Origin of the sequence: Microcoleus sp. Pol8_D6, from assembly GCF_036700965.1 — a bacterium.
Classification (GTDB): Bacteria; Cyanobacteriota; Cyanobacteriia; order Cyanobacteriales; family Microcoleaceae; genus Microcoleus.
Genome location: NZ_JAUBPW010000027.1, coordinates 60,693 through 84,013, shown reverse-complemented (window position 1 = coordinate 84,013; position 23,321 = coordinate 60,693). Strand labels below are relative to the sequence as shown.

General features: G+C 45.8%; 18 protein-coding genes and 1 tRNA gene. 9 read left to right on the top strand and 10 right to left on the bottom strand.

Annotated features, from left to right (window positions below; translation table 11 throughout):
- Positions 1-203: 203 nt before the first annotated feature.
- From QUA10_RS13330 to gshA, 8 genes are all read right to left on the bottom strand, one after another.
- The gene (locus QUA10_RS13330) at positions 204-767 is read right to left on the bottom strand and encodes a Uma2 family endonuclease (RefSeq protein ID WP_333083086.1); all 564 of its coding nucleotides are present in this window, start codon (positions 765-767) and stop codon (positions 204-206) included.
- A 120-nt stretch (positions 768-887) separates the two neighbouring features.
- Positions 888-4,937 carry a hypothetical protein gene (locus QUA10_RS13325; protein ID WP_333083085.1) on the bottom strand — a complete coding sequence of 1,350 codons (4,050 nt, stop codon included), beginning with the start codon at positions 4,935-4,937 and terminating at the stop codon, positions 888-890.
- Positions 4,938-5,151: 214 nt separating this feature from the next.
- Positions 5,152-5,694: a redoxin domain-containing protein gene (locus tag QUA10_RS13320; RefSeq protein ID WP_333083084.1), complete on the bottom strand. Its 543-nt coding sequence runs from the start codon at positions 5,692-5,694 to the stop codon at positions 5,152-5,154.
- 105 nt (positions 5,695-5,799) lie between these two features.
- Entirely contained in the window at positions 5,800-6,399 is a 600-nt protein-coding gene (locus tag QUA10_RS13315; protein WP_015178160.1) for a peroxiredoxin, read from the bottom strand.
- Between the two features lie 126 nt (positions 6,400-6,525).
- Positions 6,526-6,598: transfer RNA gene (locus QUA10_RS13310), tRNA-Met, on the bottom strand.
- 138 nt (positions 6,599-6,736) lie between these two features.
- Positions 6,737-9,202 carry a peptidoglycan DD-metalloendopeptidase family protein gene (locus QUA10_RS13305; protein ID WP_333083083.1) on the bottom strand — a complete coding sequence of 822 codons (2,466 nt, stop codon included), beginning with the start codon at positions 9,200-9,202 and terminating at the stop codon, positions 6,737-6,739.
- A 582-nt stretch (positions 9,203-9,784) separates the two neighbouring features.
- Entirely contained in the window at positions 9,785-10,246 is a 462-nt protein-coding gene (locus QUA10_RS13300; RefSeq protein WP_333083082.1) for a tRNA (cytidine(34)-2'-O)-methyltransferase, read from the bottom strand.
- A 364-nt stretch (positions 10,247-10,610) separates the two neighbouring features.
- Positions 10,611-11,762 carry a glutamate--cysteine ligase gene (gshA, locus tag QUA10_RS13295; RefSeq protein ID WP_333083081.1) on the bottom strand — a complete coding sequence of 384 codons (1,152 nt, stop codon included), beginning with the start codon at positions 11,760-11,762 and terminating at the stop codon, positions 10,611-10,613.
- A 416-nt stretch (positions 11,763-12,178) separates the two neighbouring features.
- Here gshA and QUA10_RS13290 point away from each other — a divergent pair, with 416 nt between their 5' ends.
- On the top strand, positions 12,179-13,222 hold the full coding sequence (locus QUA10_RS13290; protein WP_333083079.1) for an AI-2E family transporter: 1,044 nt from the start codon (positions 12,179-12,181) through the stop codon (positions 13,220-13,222).
- A 156-nt stretch (positions 13,223-13,378) separates the two neighbouring features.
- Here QUA10_RS13290 and QUA10_RS13285 read toward each other — a convergent pair whose 3' ends face one another.
- Entirely contained in the window at positions 13,379-14,194 is an 816-nt protein-coding gene (locus QUA10_RS13285; RefSeq protein WP_333083078.1) for a cobyrinic acid a,c-diamide synthase, read from the bottom strand.
- A gap of 324 nt (positions 14,195-14,518) precedes the next feature.
- On the opposite strand from QUA10_RS13285, the gene QUA10_RS13280 reads away from it, so the two are divergent.
- The 5 genes from QUA10_RS13280 to QUA10_RS13260 all read left to right on the top strand — a co-directional run bounded on the left by QUA10_RS13280 (position 14,519) and on the right by QUA10_RS13260 (position 18,772).
- Entirely contained in the window at positions 14,519-14,761 is a 243-nt protein-coding gene (locus QUA10_RS13280; RefSeq protein WP_333083077.1) for a hypothetical protein, read from the top strand.
- Complete coding sequence (locus QUA10_RS13275) at positions 14,728-14,826, top strand: Mo-dependent nitrogenase C-terminal domain-containing protein (protein WP_445243581.1); 99 nt, start codon at positions 14,728-14,730, stop codon at positions 14,824-14,826. The genes QUA10_RS13280 and QUA10_RS13275 overlap by 34 nt, the downstream gene beginning before the upstream one ends.
- Positions 14,827-15,066: 240 nt before the next feature.
- Positions 15,067-15,930 carry an Npun_R2479 family HD domain-containing metalloprotein gene (locus tag QUA10_RS13270; RefSeq protein WP_333083075.1) on the top strand — a complete coding sequence of 288 codons (864 nt, stop codon included), beginning with the start codon at positions 15,067-15,069 and terminating at the stop codon, positions 15,928-15,930.
- A gap of 35 nt (positions 15,931-15,965) precedes the next feature.
- The gene (locus tag QUA10_RS13265) at positions 15,966-16,556 is read left to right on the top strand and encodes an Rpn family recombination-promoting nuclease/putative transposase (protein WP_333083088.1); all 591 of its coding nucleotides are present in this window, start codon (positions 15,966-15,968) and stop codon (positions 16,554-16,556) included.
- A 287-nt stretch (positions 16,557-16,843) separates the two neighbouring features.
- On the top strand, positions 16,844-18,772 hold the full coding sequence (locus tag QUA10_RS13260; RefSeq protein ID WP_333083074.1) for an alpha-amylase family glycosyl hydrolase: 1,929 nt from the start codon (positions 16,844-16,846) through the stop codon (positions 18,770-18,772).
- Positions 18,773-19,026: 254 nt separating this feature from the next.
- Here QUA10_RS13260 and QUA10_RS13255 read toward each other — a convergent pair whose 3' ends face one another.
- Positions 19,027-19,416, bottom strand: a complete 390-nt coding sequence (locus QUA10_RS13255; RefSeq protein ID WP_333086275.1) for a glycosyltransferase — start codon at positions 19,414-19,416, stop codon at positions 19,027-19,029.
- 204 nt (positions 19,417-19,620) lie between these two features.
- Here QUA10_RS13255 and QUA10_RS13250 point away from each other — a divergent pair, with 204 nt between their 5' ends.
- From QUA10_RS13250 to QUA10_RS13240, 3 genes are all read left to right on the top strand, one after another.
- Positions 19,621-20,481, top strand: coding sequence for an inositol monophosphatase family protein (locus QUA10_RS13250; RefSeq protein WP_333083072.1), 861 nt, complete (start codon positions 19,621-19,623; stop codon positions 20,479-20,481).
- Positions 20,482-20,641: 160 nt separating this feature from the next.
- On the top strand, positions 20,642-21,322 hold the full coding sequence (locus tag QUA10_RS13245; protein WP_333083071.1) for a Crp/Fnr family transcriptional regulator: 681 nt from the start codon (positions 20,642-20,644) through the stop codon (positions 21,320-21,322).
- Positions 21,319-23,220 (top strand): M61 family metallopeptidase, encoded by a 1,902-nt coding sequence (locus QUA10_RS13240; RefSeq protein WP_333083070.1) that lies wholly within the window; start codon positions 21,319-21,321, stop codon positions 23,218-23,220. Before QUA10_RS13245 ends, QUA10_RS13240 begins: the two co-directional genes overlap by 4 nt.
- The last annotated feature ends 101 nt before the right edge of the window (positions 23,221-23,321 follow it).

Genomic DNA, 23,321 nt, shown 5'->3' with positions numbered 1-23,321 from the left:
TTCAGTTTGATTGTTTACGAGATGCCATTGAAGATGTCTTACGTCAAGCGTCCTAACTGCCTTGGCGACTGCTATATCGCAAGCATTAATTGTAGGGACACGGCACTGCCGTGTCATGGCTGTGGGTAATATTAATTCTCATGCAACCGGATGCGATATCCTTCCCAATTCTAAAATCTAAAATGGTATGAGTTTTGGGTCTTTTATCCCAACACATTATCTACAGCAATTTCTATATCTGGAAAAGCTAGAATGGATAAAGTCTGACCCCGCTGGAATCTTTGAATATTTTGGTATCCCGAGGGAGAAGGCTCGCGATAAACTACTACACATTGCTCGTTAATATCAACCAGCCAAACTTCTACAATATTGTCTTCGGCATAAAGAGGAATTTTGATATTTCTGTCAGTTTCAGCGGTTGCATCCGCTACTTCCACAATGAGTAAAATATCCTCAGACTGAGGATGTCCCGATTCGTAAAAATCATCGCGCCGTCGCAGCAAGGAAATATCCGGTTCAGGTTCGGAGTGATCGTCCAATTCTACCGGATCTTGAACTCCAATGGTTACTCTCGATAATAAGCGAGTATAGAATAACTCTGTCAGACGCTTGACATGAGATGTATGTCTTCTACCGACGGCGGCCATTTGGACAATTTCTCCTCGAATTAATTCAACTTTATCATCTTTTGTCAAGATGCCAGCTTCAATCATATGATGATATTCTTTGACTGTAAATAAACGCTTAATTAACTGAGTGGTACTCATTGGTTAGTCCGGGAATATTCGATTTTTTGTCTGCGACCGCAGCTTTAATAATGTGATTATACTACATCGAAGAGTAGTGGTTCAGTAGGGCAGGCATTGCCCGCCTTACAATCGATGAATCTAATCCCAGGATTGCAATTGCACAACCCAATGCTGCACCAAAGCAGAAATGCGATCGCGCCGCGTTTCAAAAGTAGCAGCAATCCAGATAAACACAATCCCAAAAGCCAAACCAATCGCCCATTTAATCAGCGGATAATCGAAGATCAGAACCACCAACTGATAGAAAACATTGATTAAAAATACAGCCGTTCCCACAAACAAAAACGCCCGAACTCGCAGCGCCAAACCCGCTGCAATCGCCACTAAACTAAAAGCTCCTGCAACTAAACCGTGGCTTTGCTGAGTCAAAAGAGGCATCCCGCAAATCAGCGCAGTTGCGAGCATTCGCAGAGTGTGGCGCAGCGGTTTTTGTGCTGGTAATTTGAGAGTGCGATCGAACTGAGTAATGTAAAGTAAAGAAAGTCCTAAAGAAGTAACATAAAACTCTGGCTGAGTCAATCCTATTTCCCAAAACCACCGCAGCAATATCCAATCAATTATCGCCACACTCACATAGGTAAAACGGACTTCCTCCCTTTCCCAAGCCAGGAAAAAATAGAAGGTAGCAGCTATCAGCAAGCTAATTGGATAAAACTTAGCCGGAGTTTCCAAAATAGTAACTATTGGAATCAGCAAAGCAATTACCTGCCAAGGTTTTTTTGACCAACCCCAGTTGTCCCAAGGCAAAATGTAAATGAAATAAGCTAATAGAGAAGCGAAGGCAACTTTCCAAGGCCCCAGCGGCCCGGAAATATACTTAACTAAAGGTGTATTGATCCAGTAAAGCCGGATGCCAAAGGCTTCTAGCCAGCCCAAGTAAATCCAAATTTCTGCCCATTGGCGATCGATATTATTTCGCCCTTGCAAGAAAGCGTATTGAACTAATAAAGCACCAGTGACTAATCCTAAACTTAAGCCGGACTTAATATCATCAACCGAAGCCCAAATCAGCAGCAAACTGCTCAAAACCCAATGCAGGTGAGCAAATATTTTTAACTCTGCATTAGTTAAATGTAAATAATTGCTGAGCCAAGGAGATAAAATGCGATAGATATATGTTAAAGTTGTGCCGAGAGTTGCCAGGACAATTAAGCCGTCGCCAAAAGCTCCTCCCGGTGTTTGAAAAAGTTGATATAGTAGCGATTCGTAAGCAGCAACGGACACGCCAATTAATCCTAAATAAACCAAAGGTTTGAATTCTGGCTCCCGCCTACCAATGCCGATCGCAATTAAAGACGCCCCCAACACAGTTAAACCAGTCCAATTCGTCAAAGTGTGCGATCGGAAAGTTAAACCCAATACGCCGTAAACCAAAGGTATAAAATGAATGCTAGGTAAAATTGTTGGATCGGGGTGGTGGCGCCGCCACACATCGCCAAATAATTGCGTAGACAACCCGAGAGCGATATTAGCAACTGCCAAATTAATCGTAGTGCGATCGACAAAACTCAAACCCACTGCTGTCAACAACTCCAAACTCCAAGCCAAGGCATAAATTGCCAAAGGGGAAAGTTGGCGTAAACTTCGGAAAATTATCGCAGCAATTATTACCAAAATAGCAGCCAAAACTTCAACATAGGGCGGGGAACTCAAGGTACTGCCTGCGTAGAGTTCATAGGAATAAAAAGTAATAGTTGTTAATAGTAAGCTTGCCAGTAAGATTGCCCATCCATCTAAAGCTTGCTCGTAAATTTTACCTAATTGAGAAGGCTCAGACAAACGGTTGGAAAAACGAACTATTCTGCTGCGAAGCAACCACAGAGACAAAAGAGCGATCGCCCCAGCAATTCCCCAAAGCCAACCAGACACAAAACCTAATTGATCAATCACCGCAGCTACGAAACTCAAGCTAAATCCCACTTCAATTACAGCCGCTGGCAATTCGACTAAATAGTAAGTATTAACCAACATTAATCCGGCTGCCAAGCCCAAACCAATTAACCGATATCCCGGAAAAATAAAAATTATAAATTGTGCAAATATTAGGGCGATCGCACTAAAGGTACTGGCAACTTGTTTGTGAGGACTCTCAGTATATTTAGCAACACCAGTCAATGCCAAAGGAGTCGCCAGCCAGAGCAAACTCCACTGAGGGCGATGAGGGGCAGTACCCGCACTCACATAATTTTGCAACAATATAAAGCTGAATCCTGCTAATACTAAGCCCAGATACCACGAACTTTGGAACCATGCAGAATGCCAGCGGAAAAACGCAGAACTTTCTCGGAAATTCGCCGCTTTCATCCAGACAAAAAATACCCACTCAGCCACCATAAAAATCAATAATATTGCCGACAAAATATTTGGTGGCTGGTTGGGAAAAAATAAGTCAATTGCCGAAGCGATCGCGCCTAAACCAATAATGTGAGTTATGGGAACCAAAATTGCCGGATTTCCCCGTTGTTCAGCCGCAGAAGCCGGCCTCGAAACTCGCCGGGAATTATCGGGAATTACGTATTTCCAAGTGATCCAACCTAAAGTTAAAGTAGAGACTAATAAATTGAGCGATCGCCAAAACGGATTGACAAAACTAATAACAGTTAAAACACTCCCCAAACCGATCGCAAGGTTTTCGCCAAAACTGGCAAGTTGAAACTTTCGCTTGCGGTAGAGCCACTCGGCGGCACTTACCATTAAAATTAAATAAGGCAATAGCAGAACACTCCAAAAAGCCCAAGGAGTTTCCTGAGAGTTTGTAAGCTGAGTTAAAAATGCCACAACTTGTGTTTTAATCCCTAAAGGAAGCAGTCGCCAAAACAGCCAAATACTTTGAAGTCCCACCGCCTCAAGCATTAGCAAATCAAACTCTTGCCCAAACCGCACTAAACGGTTATAAAAAAACCAAACAGCCAATCCGCTAACTGCGATCGCCTGTAGCGGAATTTGGCGAAAACAAACAAGCCATCCCAATCCCAACAAACCCATTCCCGCTAATTGCCATTTAAAAAAATTGCTAGGATTTGGCTGGTCGGATATATTGTTTTCAATAGTTCCAGATGGCCGGGGTTGCTGCCAATCTAGCCATGCTAAAAGTACGCCACAAATCGCCAAAGCTAAACCCATTTCAGCGATATTTACATCCTTGACAAATATCGCTCGACCCAGTAAAATTCCTAATGAATAAGCTACTAAAGCCGCTTTTTTGTAACTCAAAAAATCTCTGCTCAAACTGAAAGCAGCGGGGAATGTTTCAGTATTTCCCCCAAGTTGGATAGATTGCAATCGTTGTTGCTGAACTTGATAAACTGTAATAGCAGCAGTTCCCACTGTACCCACATAAACCGCAGCCAGGGAAAAGCCTGCCAATGCCCACCAAGAGTGCAAATAACTCAATCCCAAGTGATTTAGGGCGATCGAGCGAGTGATGTTTTTTCCTGATAAGCTTTGATATTGATATTTGATAATCCGGGCAGTTATCCAAGTCAAAATAAGTGCCGCTGCGATTGCTACCGCCCAATCCCAAGGATACCGCCACAATCCAAAAGTATCCATCGCCCAAAAATTGATCGGCACTAGCAACAGCGTCACTTCTTGCAAAGTTTGAGCAGTTAAGTGCAAATTCTGCTGTCTGTTTGCCCAACTGCTAATCGCCCAAAAGGTTAAAGTATAAGCTAACAAAACTCCATATTGTCCGGCGGCAGGAAATCTTTCCCACTGACTGGCAGCTAAGACTCCAGAGGAGACAACTACCATGAACACTCCTAAAAACAACAGCCACACCACGCTAATTTCTGCCATTAGCGAGTGCAAAATTTGAGCGATAAAATTAGGGGTTTGAATAGTTTCTGTGGGCCTAGCAACGCTTTCTCTGTTGCTAGGTAATGCTTGAGGCGTTGATAAGGCAGGTACTTTTGGCTCGCCAATAGGAGCTCGCGATTCCTCAATTTCAGAAAAATCTACAGCGGGTTCTCTGATTGGGCAGACTAAATACTGTCGGCACAATTGCTCAACCTCAGCGGGCGAAAGTAAACCTAGCCGCAGCCACGCATCCAAACCTGTCAACAACTCAGGATGCGACGCTAAGACGCTCAATTCAATTTTGCTCGCTCGATCTTTGGGAGACGACATTGGCTTAAACTTGTACTAAGTACCTTCAAGCTATAGCCTAGATTAATGTCGATCGAACATGGCAACATTCCGCCATCGAAATTGGCACAATAAGTATTTATTACTAAAGACCTGTCGCAGCTAGTGTCAACCGGTGAAAAAATCCCGCTGATGGGCCTACACCAGCGTGCATCAGCGGTGAAAAACTCCCAATTAGGACACAGTAGCGGTGTCCTTACCGATGATCGACATATTTCAACAAAGTGTCCACACTAGCATTGTGGTCTATGAAAGAAAACAAATGTTTGAAGAGGAGTTTTCCATCTGCATCCAAAACAAACTGAGCAGGCAAAGGAGCACCTAAAGCCTGACCGACTTGATAAGCCCGAAAAACTTGACAGCCTGGATCAGAAAGCAGAGGCATTTTCAAACCTAAATCTCTAACCACAATTTGGCTTTGGCGATCGTCGGTACTGGCAACCATGAATAATTCTATATTGCGATCGGCAAATTTTTCCCAGTTTTCATTCAAAGCTTTAATGTGAGGAAAACAGAAAGGGCAATATTGCTTTTCTGTAAAAATCCGCGTAAAAGCTAGAATTACCGGCTTATCGCCCCGATAATTCGATAGCCGCACTAATTTGCCATTATTAATATCCGGCAATTCAAAATCTGGCGTTCTCTGTCCCAGGTTAAGAACATTAGTCGCCGGAACAGGCAATAGATTTTGGAAAAACCGCTGATTTAACAAGCCGCTAAAATTAGTAGAAGTCAGCATATTTCCTAATTGGGTAATTGCTAATTGCTAATTAAAAATCCGGTTAAATGAATGCCCGTGCAGGTACGGACACGACACTGCCGTGTCCGTACAAATATAATCTGCTTAAACCGCAGCAAAAAATACCTTAGACTTGACAGGATCGGGAGTCATGGTCTTGTCACCGGGCTGCCAGCCGGCGGGACAAACTTCATCGGGGTGAGACTGGACGTGTTGGATAGCTTGCAGAGTACGGAGAGTTTCGTCCACGTTGCGGCCGAAGGCAAGATTGTTGATAGTAGAGTGTTGGATGATGCCTTCTTTGTCGATGATGAAAAGACCTCGCAGGGCAATACCTGCTTCTGGGTCGAGGACGTTGTAGGCCGAACTAATTGTTTTTTTGAGGTCAGCAACTAAGGGATAGTTGAGGTCGCCAACACCGCCAGATTTGCGGTCTGTTTGTATCCAAGCGAGGTGAGAGAATTCACTGTCAACGGATACGCCGAGGATTTCGGTATCGATTTTCTTGAAGTCCTCGAAGCGATCGCTAAATGCTGTAATCTCAGTCGGGCACACAAAGGTGAAGTCCAAGGGGTAGAAGAACAGGACTACATACTTTTTGCCTTTATAGTCGGACAGTTTAACTGTCTTGAATTCCTGATCCACTACGGCTGTTGCTGCGAAATCGGGTGCAGCTTGACCAACCCGGAGGCATTCACTGGTCATAGATTTTGTTTCCTTTTTTACGAACTGTTACAAATATATCATACTCATAACGACTACAAGTATCTTCTCGATCAATAAAAAAAAAACGCTCTCAAATTTGAGAGCGCAGTTTTTTTGATTAAATAATGGCTCAGGCGGGATTTGAACCTGCGACCTTGGGCTTATGAGTCCCCTGCGCTAACCACTGCGCCACTGAGCCAAATCTACTTCACGATTTATCATCGTAGCACGGTAGGGCTAGCTATGTCTTCTTTTCAAGGAACACTATTTCTAATAACTTCCAGTAAAAGTTATGAGTTTTGCTAATCATTCAAAACCCATAACTTCCGACCAGTAGTTACCGAGAAGCGCTGGACGCATCGTCGGGCAGTAAAGCCATTGGGTTGATAGCACCCTGTCCGGCGGGATGAATTTCAAAGTGCAAGTGCGGCCCGGTACTAAAGCCGGTGCTCCCCATTTCTGAAATTTGTTCCCCTTGAGCGACTCTCTGACCCTTTTGCACCAAAATTCGGCTGTTGTGGGCATAGACAGTCTCAGTGCCGTCAGGATGAGTAATTTCCACCAGATACCCGTAGCCGCCGTCGTTCCACTGAGCATAGGTAACCACCCCGTCTGATGCTGCCACAATTGGCGTGCCGATCGGCCCTGCAATATCAATTCCTTTGTGCATCCGTCCCCACCGCCAGCCGTAGCCAGAAGTAAGAACGCCCTTAGACGGCCAAATAAACCCGTTAGCCGACTGTTGTTTGCCGTTAGGCAGATAGGTATCAGGGTTCGACAGAGGAGGCAGTTCTGGAGAAACCATGCGTCCCAAAGACGGGTTGCTTAGGGGATCGTAACCGTCGGCTCCCAAAGGAGCAGTTGCTACCACAGGCTGCTGCCCAGAAGAGTTCGGGGTCAGGTTTATCGGTTGTAGTTCCGCTGCGCGAGCGGGGTCTAAACGCTCTTGCTGCTGCTTCTGAACCTGCTCTGACCAGGCTCTCGATGGCGGTCTGCTGATTTCCTTCTGCACCGCCTCACTATAGTCGGGGGTGTAGAGATATGGATTGACACTTGGCATATCCTCAGACGGGTTGACCGAGGACCCGTCATTTGGAGCCAGGGACACCGCATTGGCGCCGATCGAATTGCGCGAGGCACGATATTCCTCTCGCAGCCTGACAACTTCTGCCCTCAAGCGTTCGGAATAAGGGTTGAGAGCTTCTGCGGTAGGTAGAGGCTCCGATTTCGACTCTGGTACAGCGCTAGTTGGCTCCGCATTTGAACCCTGGGCGCTAGTATTTGCCACGAAGCTGATCGTCGGCTGCGGGTATTCTCCCGTAGCGATGGCGGTAGCAGTTGCACTGGCTGGCGAGGGCAGGGCACTGGTGTCAACTGCACCTGTAAATGTTGGTTCGCCTTGAAGATCCAGCTTCCGTGGATCGCTAATGGTTTGGGAAACTTGAGTCAGCGGAATGCTGTTAATTTGGGGAACCATCGGCGCTGAAATATTGTTCAGACCTTCCAGGTTCTCCAGGGGAGAGACAACAGGCACTTTGGGCGCGGGTGCTGCAACGCCAGCACCCGCTATTTCCGAGGTAGACGAGCTGGGGTTCAAAGATGCGGGAACCGAACTCGCGGCCCAGACAGATGTAGAGTTGGAGGCAGAATAAGAGGCTGCCGCCTGCACCCCTGGATTTTTAAACCCAACTTGGGGAATTTTCAGCCGTTGATTGACATTCAGCAAGTTGGGGTTGCCGAGCTTGTTAACGGAGATCAGATCTGTGGGCGATACGCCGTGACCTTTGGCGATCGCATCTAGCGTATCTCCCGGACGCACGCTGTAGAGAACCTCAGCCGGCGCGGCGGTACTTCCCGCAGGGGGGACTAGCACAGTGGGTGTTGCCAAAGACTGTTCAATTGACTCGAATGTTCGATCGGGCGATGCTGCTTGACCTCCCCCGGAATTGGGAATTACAGGTGCGGCATCGAGGTCAGGAATAGTTGTCCCAGTTGCATATCCGGGGGAGGTCAGCGTCGGTGCTGACTCCGGCAAAAATGCCGCAGGTGTAGATAAATTTGCTCCCCCCTCAGACCCGAACATAGTTCGACCCGATTCTGTGGTGCGGTTTTCCTGTTTTTTCAAACTGTCGATCGCCCCGTCTGCATTCGGGATCTCGATCAAACTTTGTTCCGGTACCGTCGTGACCAGCGGGGTCGTTGCGGTTGATGGCAGCGCTGTCATGGCTGCACTATCCAATGGCTCGGAGCCAGTCAGATTTAACTCTTGTTCGGGATTGACCGTCGCTGCGCGATCTAGCGAAGCCGATGTGCTATAGCCGGCGTTCTGTTGTGGTGTGGCTTCCGTCGCAGTCGGAATTCTGAGCTGTTGGCCAACTTGGAGTATGGTATCGGGTTGGATGTCGTTGGCAGTTGCTAGTGCCAACGGTTCAACTTCATAATCCCGAGAAAGCTCCCAAAGGCTTTGCCCCTCCTGCACCTTAACCGTCGCGGGTTCATAAGGTGACCCGGGCTGTTCGGCCCTGGAACCGTCAACTTGTGCCGACGTAGCGGGCCCGTTGGCCGATACTGGCTGTACTTCAGCGGTGGATTCTGATGTCGGTGCGAGTTCAGACGCGCGAGCGCTGTCTCCATTTCTCGGTAGCAGGATGCCAGAAGCACCTACCGATATTGCCAGCCCGATCGTGGCGAGAGAGCGAACTCTGCCTGTGCTGAGCGTTGTCTGTTTGGATGGTTCCGCAGAACCGTCTCTGTCGATTTCACTAGCCTGAACAGGCTTAATTTGGGGATATGTTCGTTTCAAAAAAACGACCTCCTACTGAGAAGCGCTAACTGTCCTTGGAAACACTCAAGGGGATCGCATGACGCTGAGTTTAAATCAACAAGCAAAAATATTCTGATTGTTGACAGCTATCATGCTTAGGCCAGATTACCTTGCTTTTTTAATTTAGACAAGCTCAAACCGTCAGAAATTTTAAAATTCTCGGTCAAACCTGCTGCAATTAACCCCACAAGCCTTACACCGTAATAGCTGGAACGAATACATAAAATCTTCGTTCCGGTAAGGCTCTGAACTCTCACCTATTATCAAACTTTAGGCTAATTTCCGGACAACCTACAACCGTATATTTACTAGATATAGTGTTCAGACCCAAGCTGGTACTCGCTCACGCCCTAAATCCCTAAAATCCTCTGTTTTTGTTGCTGAATCATCTTGGGAGTAATTTTGTGTTGCTGATAACAATCTGTTTTGGACTGAATAAAATATATTAATGTCAGCTATCTAGATTTTCACCCCTTTGATACAAATTTCTTATATTTAAATGCAGCTTTGGCAGCCTCCGGCAGCTATTAAATATCTATATATTTATGTGTTGATAATGATTTATCCCAGCTCCCCCAACTGTCGTTTAGCCTCAAATAAACCAACAGCGGCGCTGACGGAGAGGTTCAAACTCCTGACTCCAGGCTGGATCATCGGAATAAAAACTGTGGCGTCGCAGGCATCCAAGACGAATTGGGGAATGCCTACAGTTTCCGAGCCAAACATCAGCCAGTCGCTGGGCTGAAATTGGAATTGCGCGTAATTGCATCGCCCGCCAGTGCTGAATCCGATCGATCGTCCCCCGCGCTGCTCCCGATAGGCCTGAAAAGCCACTAAGTCTTCGTGGCACTGGAGATTGACGTAGGGCCAGTAATCTAAGCCGGCCCGTTTCAGGTAGCGATCGCTAATTTCAAACCCCAGCGGGCCGACTAAATGCAGTTCCGTGCCTGTGGCAGCGCAAGTGCGGGCGATATTGCCAGTATTCGGGGGGATTTGCGGGTGAATCAAGACAAGTTGGGGCATGAAGCTAATTAAAAGCGAAAAATACAGCTCTTGGGAAATTTATAAAACTACCCACAGATAGATATACCTTATAGCTTTTATTTATAACCTTTGTCGAACTCCATTGATTAAATATTCTGATTTGTTTTTCGACGGCGATCTGCAACTTTTGACAATCAAGCATCCAGGATATAAGCCCCCGGATTCATCCGTCCAGAAATAAAAAACCTGTTTCCGATACACAAGCCCCCGAATTTATCCGTGGGGTCAATCTAAAATCTAAAATCTAAAATCGATTGACCGGGAGGTTCGGGCTATTTGTATTGGCTGAGTACGCATAGCCAGGGGGCTAGTGAAAGCCCCCGTTATAATAACGGCGGGTAGTTCAGGCAACTAACTGGGCGCACAAGTTGTCTTCAAGCTCCCATTCTTGCTGAGCCATACCCTGAATCCCTTGCAGAATAATACTGCGAGTGTCGGAACCGCCCTCGTGTAGCTTCAACCACTGCTGGGCCGTGTTGCCTTCCCGGAGAATCTTTTTGAGTGGCGAGAGAAAGCAACTAAAGCCGCGTTTTTTGGCTATAGGCCACACTTCGCGGTAAATTTCCTCAATCCAATCTCGTGCCAGAATAGTTCTGCCGTCTTGCCAGTGGGTGAGTTCGGCATCCAAACTTTGCCGGGATGCAGCAATTTCGTTGGCGTCTGTGAGGGCAACTAAGTCTTCGTTGCGGGTGGCCGCAGGCAAGGTGCTGAGATCTAAAGGGTCTAAGCTGGGGTCTTCCATCATCTGCCAGATGCGAGCTTCTAGTAAGGCAGTAATGGCCAACAAAGCCAGAGGATTGACTTCGAGGTCGCAAATTCTCAGTTCGAGGCGATTGAGACAGTAGGGGCGACGATCGCCATTTGGTCGCACTGCAGACCACAAATGGCGGACGTTTTGCATAGTACCGAGTTCTAGCTGTTCTTCAGTCCACTGAATGTAATGTTTGTGACTTTCAAACAGGGGAACGATGGCGGGAGTTTTGGGAAACAAACCCCACCGAGTCGAATGATAGCCCGTCACTTCGCCGTCTAGGAAGGGGGAAGAGGCGCTCAAGGCAAGGTATAGCGGTGCTTCAACGCGGGCGAGGCGGATGGCGCGCATCAGCATTTCTGGTTGGGAGATGCCGATGTTGATGTGAATGCTGGCGGTGACGACTTTGGTGCCGTAGGTGTGCTCGATGTAGGTATGGTAGGGGTTGTTGGGATCGGATCGGTAAAATCGATCGCTCCCTCCGAGAGACAAGGTACTTCCCGGCAGCAAGGTATAGTCGCCCAATTGTTTTAAATACTCGCGCAGCCGAACTCGTGGCTTGACTAAGGCACACAACAGGCGATCGTAGCTGCACAGCGGGGCGGTCGTGTACTCCACATTGCGGCTATCAGGCTCCCGGACAAATCCCTCTAGATCGGCAACTATGCGATCGGATAGACCGACAACCTCACCTTCGGGAGTGCCGGTATACATTTCTACTTCAAAGCCTTTTGATAGCAGCACGTTTGTTCCTCAGCTAAGTTGAGTGCTAGTTTCTAGTATCCCAAAAATTGACCTGTTCATACTATCTTCCACGGGGCAGAGTTGAAATTTTTCGCCACTGGCACTGAAACCGGATTTTTCGGCGTCCGCTAGGTTGGGCGTTTGTTTCCTAGTTGAGGGCCTGCCACGACAAATACTCCCCTGGCAAAGAGTTTCCGAGGCGGTTTGAGAGTCAAAAATGCTGTTTGTTTGATCGCGGGCCTGTTTCATTCGGCATTGGTTACGATCGAACTTATGGTGAATAGAACCCACTCCTGCCTCAGTTCGACATCTGTTTTCTGTCTTGAGGGGGATAGCCGCAGATAGATCTTAGATGCGATTCTAAAAGAGGGCTCTGCAATATTTTTGAGCTATACTATTAACCCCTAAAAATCCCTGTGAAAGAGCAAGAAAAAACCCCTCCCAATTTTTGGAATATGCTAAGCAATTTAGCCTTAGTCCGGTTTTTGCTTTTATTTGCTTCTGGTTGGGCTGGACTGCAACTTTTAGCTTACTTTGAAACAGCAGTCGCGGTTTTCACCATTGCTGCACTCGTGGCTTTTTTGCTCAACTATCCAGTGCGAACTCTCCAGAGATTTTTACCGCGAAGTTTAGCTGTCGCCTTCGTTGTCCTGCTCACCCTTTTAGTTTTTGGCGGTCTCACCGTCACCGTAGGGGTCACTCTTTTATCTCAAGGACAGCAATTAATTGACAGCCTGACTGAATTTGTGAATGCTCTGGCACCTCTGTCTGAGCGCATCGAAGCATTCCTGCGGGCGAGAAACCTGCAAGTTAACCTGCGAGTTATTGAGGAACAACTGCGAAATCAAGCTTTATCTGGAGTTGTTTGGAGTATTGCTTTCTTACAAGTATTTTTAACCAATTTATTGAATTTAATATTAATTATGGTAGTGGCTTCTTTCATGTTACTTGATGGAGAGAGGCTGTGGCTGTTAGTTCTCAAATTTATACCCCGACACCTGCACAGGCGTTTAAGTTTAACAATTGAGCGAAACTTTTTAGGATTTTTTCAGGCACAAATTCTGTTAATGTTATTTTTGACAACTGCTAGCTTTGGAATTTTCCTACTGTTAGATGTGAGATTTCCTTTAATTTTAGCATTTATTATCGGATTGTTTGATTTAGTTCCGGGGATCGGAGCGACGCTGGGAATTAGCTTAGTGTGTTTTATTGTATTGTCTCAAAATGTGTGGCTATCTTTAAAAGTATTGGCAGCTTGCATTGTTTTGCAGCAAATTCAAGACAACCTTATTCATCCCAGACTAATGCAAAATTCCCTTAACCTCAATCCGGTAGTGGTATTTTTTGCACTGTTAGTTGGGGCAAGATCAGCAGGACTTTTAGGTATATTTCTGGCGATTCCGCTAGCGGGAGTAATAGTTAGCTGGTTTGACATTGAAGAAATGCAAGCGGAAAGTTAATTGATACGGCCCTCCTATTTTATATAAAATCAGGCTGAAAAATTCAGTTTTAACTTGCCGACTAGAAGTCCCCTGCTTTAAAAATTCTACTGTGTCCAAAGTGCAACTAAAAGTAAAGAGAAAAAAGCAACTTATGGTACACATTACTAAGTCAAGTTAATGAATAAATTGCAAGTCAGTAGGAAATCTTTCTTCTTCTGGTTCTGGATCATAAATGTAATCGCAGTCAAAACGCAGAGCTTGAGAGTGGCGACTGATAGAAAATCCGCAATTACTCACCATTTCTGTAGTAAAAGTTGCCATGACTAACTCAATTAGCCTTCTGTAGGAAATGTTAGGTAGTTGAACGTAATAGGTGCGTCTGGCAAAAAAGATTCTCTCATCTTTCGGGAGAATTATGCCATTAATTCTGTGTGCGTGTTGAATCGGCTTGATGTAGGTTTCAATAAACTGCGACTGATTTTTTTGCAGTCTCGCTAATCTTTCGTGTTGCAACCAGCTCATTTGAAACACAATTTTAATAAATTCAAAGCCCAAAATGTAGTTAAAAACATTATTACGTTCTTCTGTACTCAAGACGAAGCGGAGTGCTGATTCTAAATATTGGTCAGTTTCTCGGAGCGATTGTTGAGCTGAGTGGATATAAAATTGTTTGATGTAGCTTCTTAAATCTGATTCGTTTAATTCTTTTTTGACCCGAAATCTGATTAAATACTCTTTGACTCGGTGTAGAGTATCTACATCTTCAAACATTTTTGAGACTAAACCGTCGGCTGTATAATTATCTAAAAATTCTGCTTGCAAGTCGGGAGTAGATGCACACAATATGTAGCAGAGGGACAAGACATAGCGCCGTTGGTTCCAAGGTAAGCTTTGGGCCCATTCTTTAACTTCTACAGGGAGTTTTTGGAGCACGGTATCTGTGTGGGGGAGTTGAGCAAGGTCGGCATATTTATGTTTTTGTTTAATCATTGCCTGAAACCTTATATTAGTAAGTATACAGAGTCGTAGATCGCAGATGATGGGAGAGGGGAGCTGCGAGGGAGGGCTGCCAGTTATTCTGTCTTATTTTCTTGCCATCTATCTAAATATACATTTTGTAGGGAACAGAGGGCGTGATCTGTCTCACACTTTAGCGAGTTTTAAATCACAAATGCTAGCTCTTTGCATCACATTTTGCGACTGTGAGTGTCACTAATCAAACTTATTCACGTCACCGGATTAACAGTGGGTTTCGTTGAGGATTAAGTCGGGTTATTCATAAGTTTTTGTTAGTAATGATTACTGAGATCAATCATGAACTTGACTACAAGTATTTTCCCAGAAAATCAGTGCCAAGACTTAACTTTTTGCGATCGCCTCGTGCAACAAGTGCGACAGTGGCTTGATAGCATTGCCGTGGGAGAGCCACAAGTAACTCAGTGGTGTGCCAACTTATACCCGCACGGTGTCCTTTTGAGAGAGATATTCCGTTATAGGGACACCATCTTTTCCACATACCGCCTATGTGCAAGCTTAATCCTGTGTATGAGGAATTAGCGCGGTTGCGTTTTCGATCGCCCTCGTTTTTTCCTAACCTATACGGGGAAGATGTAACGCCGTAGCTAATTGAGGGGTGTCATACCTCGATCGCCCATTGATATCAATTCTTTATGGGGTCTGTCGCTCTGGTAGTTGCGAGAGCCATAATTTAAGCCATAATTGTTGATAATATCAATGGATGCCTGTCGATAGGAGTGGGTATTCATCGTGGCGCTTAAGCCAAAAATAACATCTAACTGTAGCAGCAAAAACAATAACTATAAAAATAATTTAATAATCTACATGGGCTCAGGGAAGTGAATATGTTTAACGCAACTGAACTGCTGATTAAGGCTTTTGTCAATCGCCTGATTGAAGGCTACCGCCACACTTATGGCGGGTTTAAATCTGACTATGGCGAAATTATTGCTTGGGTGGCGAGTATGGCTTTAGAAAATATTGCTAATAGCGATGCTCTTTACCATAATGTCGAACACACTATTTTAGTGACCTTGGTGGGACAAGCAATTCTGGGTGGGAAGCACATCCGCGAAGGGGGTGTTTCCTGCGAAGATTGGCTGCACTTCCACATTGCTTTGCTATGTCACGATATCGGGTATGTTAAAGGTGTTTGCCGACAAGATAGAAGAGATTTGGGACTGTATGCGACGGGAATAGGCGACCTGAAATTAACGCTGCCTCCGGGGGCGACGGATGCTAGTTTGATGCCTTATCATGTCGATCGCGGAAAAATGTTTATTGACGAGCGTTTTGGCGGTCACAAACTGATTGATGCTGAGCTGGTTAAGCATAATATTGAGCTGACTCGTTTTCCAGTTCCTGCAAATGAAGATTATCAAGATACTGTAAATTATCCTGGTTTAGTTCGGGCTGCTGATTTAATTGGTCAGTTGAGTGATCCGCGATATTTGCAAAAGATTGCGGCGCTGTTTTACGAGTTTGAGGAAATTGGGCAAAATCGGGTTTTGGGCTATCAAAATCCGGGGGAGTTGCGGGATGGTTATCCCAAGTTTTATTGGAATGTGGTTTATCGGTATGTGAAGGATGCGATCGGCTATTTGGAACTGACGCAGCAGGGGAAACAAATTGTTGCTAATTTGAGCGCGAATGTTTTTCGGGTGGAGCATTCTCAGGTTCCAGAGTCTGCGGTGGCTGTAGTTAGCTAGGGTTGGGGTGGATGTAGCGCGATCGTTCTTTTCAACTGATTCGCGGTCAAGGTTACTTTAAGTTAAAACCTGTAATTGCTTTGACAATTACTGATTTTCAAATGTTTGATGATGACCAAGAAGTAATCTCTAATTTTGTGTTTAAGGAGCAAAAGCGTTTATTTGATGATGTCGAGCCAGAGATTGAACTAATATTTATCGAATTGCCAAAATTCAATAAACAATTGGATGAGTTAGAAACTTTGACTGACAAGTGGATTTATTTTAGGAAAAATGCTCCCAGCTTGGAAATAGTGCCGTTAACAATGGAAACAGTATCGGAAATACAGCAAGCCTTTGCGATTGCTAATGAAACTAATTTGAATCCAGAGGAGTTGGCAGATTTAGAAGAACGCGAAATGTTTATTGTCGATCAGCAGGGTGTCTTGCTCAGGGGAATTGAAAAACGAATTGCACAAGCCAGAGAACAAGGCATCGCAGAAGACAGAGAAAAAGGAATCGCGCTAGGAATGAGAGAAAAGGCTTTAGAAATTGCTAGGCAACTTATCAATGTCCTTGACAATCAAACCATTAGTCAAACTACTGGTTTGAGCGTTGAAGATATCCAAAACTGGCGGGAGGAATGAAAGGAAGGGAAAAAGTACGATCGCACAATTAGTACACATTTTCTCGCTACTAGGATCAGCCTGGTAGCACAGGTTTTTGAGTCTCTGCCCCTTTGATTGAGAATGAAGCCAAATATTAACTCTCATCGACATAATACTCAAGGATGAGTCTGCCCTCTCTCTAAAGGAAGATTTCATTAAACCAGGAAATTCCGTATGATGCTGTAAAAGTCAGTCAGAGGGGAAAGCTATCTCCGACTCTAGCTCCGAATAACTGACCAATCTTACAATATAAAAAAATACATCTCATGACATCAGTCACTCCCAATCAAACTTCCTCTCAATACGAAGTTAGCGAACCCGAAGAAAAAATTGAGTCTCTGCTAGAAGAAGTTAAGCCAGAAAGCGAAATCGATTTAGAATTCCTCTACACCAGAGACATTGAATTCCGACAAGAAACAATTTATTTCATTGTAGTCGATCGCTTTTACGACGGCGACCCCGCAAATAACGAAGGCCCCAACCCAGAACTTTACGATCCAGAAGGGAAAGATTGGGGCAAATATTGGGGCGGCGACTTGCAGGGAGTTATCGACAAACTCGATTACTTAAAAGATATGGGAGTTACCGCAGTTTGGCTGACTCCACTGTTCGAGCAAGTTGAAGCATTATTTGTCGAACAAGCAGCAATTCACGGCTACTGGACTAAAGATTTCAAGCGACTAAATCCCCGCTTTATTGCCACAGGCGACAATCCTTCTATTAACCAAACACAAGAAAGTAAAGATACGGTATTTGACAAATTAGTATATGAGTTGCACCAGCGAAACATGAAACTCGTGCTCGATATTGTCTGCAATCACAGCAACCCTGATTTTAGCGGTAAAAAAGGGGAACTCTACGACGACGGCGTAAAAATAGCTGACTTTAACGACGATGAAGATAACTGGTATCACCACTACGGCGAAGTCAAAAACTGGGAAGATGAATGGCAAGTTCAAAACTGCGAACTGTCGGGTTTAGCAACTTTCAACGAAAACAATATTGCATACCGCAATTATATTAAGTCAGCAATTAAACAATGGCTGGACAGAGGTGTTGATGCTTTGCGGGTTGATACAGTCAAGCATATGCCTATTTGGTTTTGGCAGGAATTTAATGCTGACATTTTAACACACAGACCTGATGTTTTCATTTTTGGCGAATGGATTTACAGCGACCCTAGAAACGATCGTTCTGTGGAATTTGTCAACGAGTCGGGGATGACTATTTTAGATTTTGGTCTGTGCGTGGCAATTCGAGAAGTATTGGGGAAGGGTGCGGAGGCGGGATTTAAGTTGGTCCAAGATGTCCTGAATTTGGATCACCGCTACTACGGGGCGACGGAGTTGATTACTTTTATTGACAACCACGATATGCCGAGGTTTCAGTCGTTGAATCCCGATCCAGAAATGCTGCATTTGGCGATATGTTTAATTATGACGACTCGCGGTATTCCCTGCATTTATTACGGCACTGAACAGTATCTGCACGATGATACAGATGGGGGAAATGACCCCTACAACCGCCCCATGATGGAAAAGTGGAATACTGATGCGCCGATTTACCGAGATGTGCGGTTGCTGTCTGGATTGCGGCGACTGAATCCAGCTATTTCGATGGGGAGTCAGTGGCAAAAATATCTAACTCCTGATGTTTATTGTTACGTGCGCCGCTATCGCGATTCCGTGGTGTTTGTAGCGATGAATCGTGGCAGTTCTGTTACAACAATTGAAGAGGTTGATACTGAGCTGCCTGATGGAGAGCATACGGAGGTTTTATCGCGCCGCAAGTTTGAAGTTAAAGACGGGATGCTGTACAACCTTGAGTTGGGTTCGCAGGAAGTAATGATTTTTAGCCGCGTCGGCGAGCGAGTTAAGGCGAAAACTATTGTGCGGGCGCAGCTTAACAGCGTTAGAACTCAGCCTGGGGAAAGAATTGTGGTGATTGGAGATTGTCCTGAACTGGGGAATTGGGATATTAGTAAGGGTTTCCCGTTGGAGTATATCAATACTAATACTTGGTTTGGGGAAATTCCTTTTAATGAAAGTGCCGGGAAGTTGATTTCTTATAAGTATGCGCTGCTACGGGAAGGACTGTCGCCGCTGCGAGAAAATCTGGTTTGTCGCCGCTGGGTTTTAGTTTCGGAAGGTACGGTGAAATGGCGAGACAAGTGGGCGAGTGGACGGGAGTCTTAATAGTTTTGATTTCGGAGTTTTGGGTGAAACTGTTTTAGGCACAGAAACCGGGTTTGATGAACGAAAATACTTCCTTAAGGCTTTCGATTATCTTTTTCAAACCCGCTTTATTTACTAGGTACGTAACTGCTGTGAGATTTAATTAGGAACTGCAAATCATAATTTATTACTTTTTAAATATGACTTAGGTAATAAATAGTTGGGCTTTTTATCTATATCAGTAAGGTGTGCATTGTGCATCCTGCGGACGTGATTTATGGTGCGCCGAGGCGCACCCGCAACTTCTGGACTAAAACATTGACATAAGGTTCGGTGCTGTGCTGGTTCATAACCCTTTCGTACCCCCGCTGCGCTTGAGATTCAGCTTCTTGAGGATTTTTTAGCAAATGGACGATCGCCTCGCGCAAACCTGCTGCATCTCCCACATCTACGACTTTGGCAATATCCGGGGCCGCTAAATAATCGACGATACCTTGAGTCCGAGTAATGACGACCGGCCGCTTGCAGGCCATTGGTTCCAGCAAAACCTGCACTCCAACAGCATATTTATTGTCTACCAAACAAACTGCAATTACGTCTGCATGGCGGTAAAGCTGCACTAAATCCGGCCATTCGTAGAACTTGCGGGACATATTTTCTGGCATAGTATCGGGGAAAGCTTGCGATAAAGCCTTAGCATTTTTAGAAAAACCGCTAATTTTTACCGCAAACGGTGCTGATGTTTAGGAAACCGGGTCGATCGACACCCGCACGCAAATCCTGTACGAATCAAAAACAGTGACACAGGCCGATCGATTCCATCGATTCCAAGGACTTAAGCTTTTATGCTGAAGTTAGCTAAAAAATTTATGTTTAACCTCATGTATATTTCTCCAGAGCAAGACCAAAAAATCCGCTACACCCTGCGCGAGTGCGGTCAAGAAGCTTACAAGCTAGCAGCCCAACCTTTTGAAGTTTCTGAGAAAGGGCCCAACGACTACGTGACGAGTATCGATCAATACCTAGACCGACAACTATCGGCAGCATTTAGCGCTTTGTTTCCTGAAGATGGCAGGATCACCGAGGAAAACAGCGCCTCCAGAGCAGCTTACGGGGCTAATTACCAGCGCCTCTGGTGCATCGATCCCCTGGACGGGACAGAAGAATTTATTCGGGGAAAACTACACTACGCTTCGATGGTGGGGCTGCTGCTTGAGGACGAACCGGTGGCAGGCTGGCTCTACGCCCCGGCTTTTGACCAAATGTATTTTGGGGGCAAAGATTGGGGATTGTTCCAAACTGTCGGAACCCAAGCGCCGCAGCCGATCGCGCTGTGCAAACCCCCGGCTCTGACAGCGGAAAATTGTAAAATTATTCTCGGAGACAAAGACCAGAAAAACTACGCCCAAGCGATCGCCCAAAGCATCCCCGGAGCAGAATTTTACTCGCTGGGCAGCTTTGGCTTAAAAGTGATGGAAGTTATCTTCGGTCGAGCTGGTTTGTACCTGTATCTCAACGGCAGAGTTAAAGTGTGGGATACCGCCGGCCCTCTGGCTTTAGCAAAAGCAGCCGGATTGGTTTGTTGCGACTTGCAAGGTCAACCGCTGAGGTGGACTAAAGATGCGATCGAGCCGGAGACTCTGGCCCACACCCAGTCAATCGCGATCGGCTGGCCGGAATACATAGAACCTCTGTTGGGCAAAGTTCAACAAGCAGTGGCAGGCTTGTAAACCCGTTTAAGATTAAAGAATCTGCCAATTTTAAGTGAAGCGCGCCTCTGCACCCTTATCATCAATTAAAGGAGCAACGGATTGTTTGTGTTCCCAAACATCGATCGTTCCCTAGCTGTTGGGTGTCGCCTAATCATATTTCCCACCTCCGCGAGTTTGCATGAAGACAGAAGCTTTCAGTGAGCTATTCCCTCTATTTAAGGGTGCTAACCCAGAAACCTTGGGAGGGCTGCTATCAAATGCCGTCAAGCACGAGTATCCCCCGGGCCGAGCTGTGGTGATGGAGGATTCTTGGGGCAACGCGATTTACTTTGTCGTGTCCGGCTGGGTCAAAGTCCGGCGCCTTTCAGACGATCGAGCTGTATCAATGGCTATTTTAGGACGGGGTGCCTTCTTCGGCGAAATGGCTATTCTGGACGAATCTCCCCGATCGAATGACGTGCTTGCTCTATCGCCCGTGCGGCTGCTCAGCGTCACAGCTCAGCGATTTATCCAAACCCTGTTTAAAGATCCGCAATTGCACCACCGGATGCTGCAACTGATGGTACGGCGACTCCGCCAAACCAATCTCCGCTATCAACTCCGAAACCGCCAGCCAGCGGTTAAACTAGCAAATACTTTAGTCGAGCTGGCAGAAAACTACGGTCAGAAAACTGCTGAGGGCAAAGATATCTTCAATATTCCTTATGAAGACTTAGCTGATGTGACAGATATCACCCTAGATGAAACCAGCAAAATTATGGAAAAACTCGATAGTAAAGGTTGGATCAAAATCGATCCAGACCGCGAAACTATCCATTTGATCAACCTCAAGCACTTGATTAATTTGGCAAGTCAATGACTGATGTTACTTATGAGGATACCTCGTCCGCTGCCGGCCACCGTCAGGTGCAATTAACAGCACCGACAATTCAATATTCGGTGGCGATGCCCAATCCTGAATCCCATCTCTTTGAAGTAACTTTGCGCGTGCAAGGTTGGTCGGAGCCGGTTCTGGATTTAAAAATGCCTGTCTGGACTCCCGGTTCTTACTTGGTTCGAGAGTACGCCCGCCACCTGCAAGATTTTAGCTCCCAGGCGGGCGATCGAGCTTTACCTTGGCACAAAAAAAGCAAAAATCACTGGCAAATCGAGACCGATTCGGTGTCAGATGTCACGGTTCGCTACCGTATTTTTGCCAACGAACTGACAGTGCGAACCAATCATTTAGACTCGACTCACGGTTATTTCAATCCAGCGGCTTTGTGCTTTTTCTTGCCCGGTTTTGAGCGCAACTGCTACACGGTGAAGGTTGTGCCACCGCAGCCCCAATGGCGCACCGTTACTACTTTGCCACCTGTTTCTGGCCAAAATCTTACTTTCGCTGCTGTGGATTTTGACACTCTAGTAGACAGTCCTTTTGAGATTGGCTATCACGAAGTGTACGAGTTTGAAGTGATGGGAAAATCCCACCAGCTAGTTGTTTGGGGAAAAGGCAATTTAGAGCCGGAACGGGCGATTCGAGACATCCAAAAAGTGATCGAAGTCGAGGCAAAAATGTTCGGCGGTTTACCTTACGAACGCTATGTGTTTTTCCTGCATTTGTCCAGTTCTGGTTTTGGCGGTTTGGAACACAAGGAGAGTTGCACTCTCAACTATCCGCGTTTTGGTTTTCGGGCTAAGGAAAAGTATGAACGCTTTATTCAGTTGGTGGCTCACGAGTTTTTTCACCTGTGGAATGTCAAGCGCATTCGACCGAAAGCTCTCGAAGTATTTGATTACGAAAAAGAAAATTACACTCCTTCTTTATGGTTCTCTGAAGGCACTACCAGTTATTACGATTTGGTGATTCCTTTTCGAGCGGGTCTCTACAGCGTGAAAGGTTTTTTCCAAGGTATGGCTAAGGAAATTACTCGCTTGCAGACGACTCCGGGGCGGAACGTGCAGCCTCTGAGTGAGTCGAGCTGGGATGCTTGGATTAAACTTTATCGCCGGGATTCTAACAGCGACAATTCACAGATTTCCTATTATTTGAAAGGGGAAGTTGTTTCATTTTTGCTCGATTTGTTGATTCGAGCCAGACACGGCAATGAGCGATCGCTCGACGATGTGATGCGTTTGATGTGGCAGCAGTTTGGCAAGGCTAATTCGTCTGAAAATGGCGATTTTGACCTGAAGTCGGAAACAGACGGCAAGTCGGCGCATTTGACATCAAACGGAAAGTTAAATTCTGCTTCGCTGCCCGCAGAAATAGGCTTTACTCCCGAAGAGTTGCAAAGTGCGATCGAGTCCGTCGCCGGCATCGATTTGAGCGACTTTTTCGCGCGCTATATAGACGGCACAGAAGAGTTACCTTACAACAAATATCTCGAACCTTTCGGGCTGCAAATTTGGGTAGATGAAACTGACAAAACGCCTCGCATCGGTTGGACGTTGGGAGCCGAAAACGGGCGGGAAATGGTTAAATTTGTCGAAATAGGCTCTCCGGCACAATTGGCGGGAATTGACGCTGGGGACGAGTTGCTGGCGATCGAAGGTTTTCGGGTAAATTCAGAACAAGCAGGCGAGAGGCTTAAAGATTATCAGCCGGGGGACACAATAGAGGTGACAGTTTTTCACCAAGACGAACTGCGGACTCGTCGTGTGACTCTCGCCCCGCCCCTGCCTGGCCGTTACTCGATCGTGCCTGTGGAAAAGCCCACTACTATTCAGAAACAAAACTTTACTGGATGGCTGGGAGTTCCTCTATCAAAATTGTGACATAAATGAAGGGGAACCGGAAAGAAAAAACTAGAAGGAATCAAGCTGAACTCCCAATTCCCAATTCCCAATTCCCAATTCCCAATTCCCAATTCCCAATT

Excerpts from the sequence above, each read along its gene's own strand:
- QUA10_RS13330 (WP_333083086.1), bottom strand. The coding sequence starts at position 767 with ATGAGTACCACTCAGTTAATTAAGCGTTTATTTACAGTCAAAGAATAT.
- QUA10_RS13325 (WP_333083085.1), bottom strand. The coding sequence starts at position 4,937 with ATGTCGTCTCCCAAAGATCGAGCGAGCAAAATTGAATTGAGCGTCTTA.
- QUA10_RS13320 (WP_333083084.1), bottom strand. The coding sequence starts at position 5,694 with ATGCTGACTTCTACTAATTTTAGCGGCTTGTTAAATCAGCGGTTTTTC.
- QUA10_RS13315 (WP_015178160.1), bottom strand. The coding sequence starts at position 6,399 with ATGACCAGTGAATGCCTCCGGGTTGGTCAAGCTGCACCCGATTTCGCA.
- QUA10_RS13300 (WP_333083082.1), bottom strand. The coding sequence starts at position 10,246 with ATGCCCCAACTTGTCTTGATTCACCCGCAAATCCCCCCGAATACTGGC.
- QUA10_RS13285 (WP_333083078.1), bottom strand. The coding sequence starts at position 14,194 with ATGATTAAACAAAAACATAAATATGCCGACCTTGCTCAACTCCCCCAC.
- QUA10_RS13280 (WP_333083077.1), top strand. The coding sequence starts at position 14,519 with ATGAACTTGACTACAAGTATTTTCCCAGAAAATCAGTGCCAAGACTTA.
- QUA10_RS13275 (WP_445243581.1), top strand. The coding sequence starts at position 14,728 with ATGTGCAAGCTTAATCCTGTGTATGAGGAATTAGCGCGGTTGCGTTTT.
- QUA10_RS13270 (WP_333083075.1), top strand. The coding sequence starts at position 15,067 with ATGTTTAACGCAACTGAACTGCTGATTAAGGCTTTTGTCAATCGCCTG.
- QUA10_RS13260 (WP_333083074.1), top strand. The coding sequence starts at position 16,844 with ATGACATCAGTCACTCCCAATCAAACTTCCTCTCAATACGAAGTTAGC.
- QUA10_RS13255 (WP_333086275.1), bottom strand. The coding sequence starts at position 19,416 with ATGCCAGAAAATATGTCCCGCAAGTTCTACGAATGGCCGGATTTAGTG.
- QUA10_RS13250 (WP_333083072.1), top strand. The coding sequence starts at position 19,621 with ATGTTTAACCTCATGTATATTTCTCCAGAGCAAGACCAAAAAATCCGC.
- QUA10_RS13245 (WP_333083071.1), top strand. The coding sequence starts at position 20,642 with ATGAAGACAGAAGCTTTCAGTGAGCTATTCCCTCTATTTAAGGGTGCT.
- QUA10_RS13240 (WP_333083070.1), top strand. The coding sequence starts at position 21,319 with ATGACTGATGTTACTTATGAGGATACCTCGTCCGCTGCCGGCCACCGT.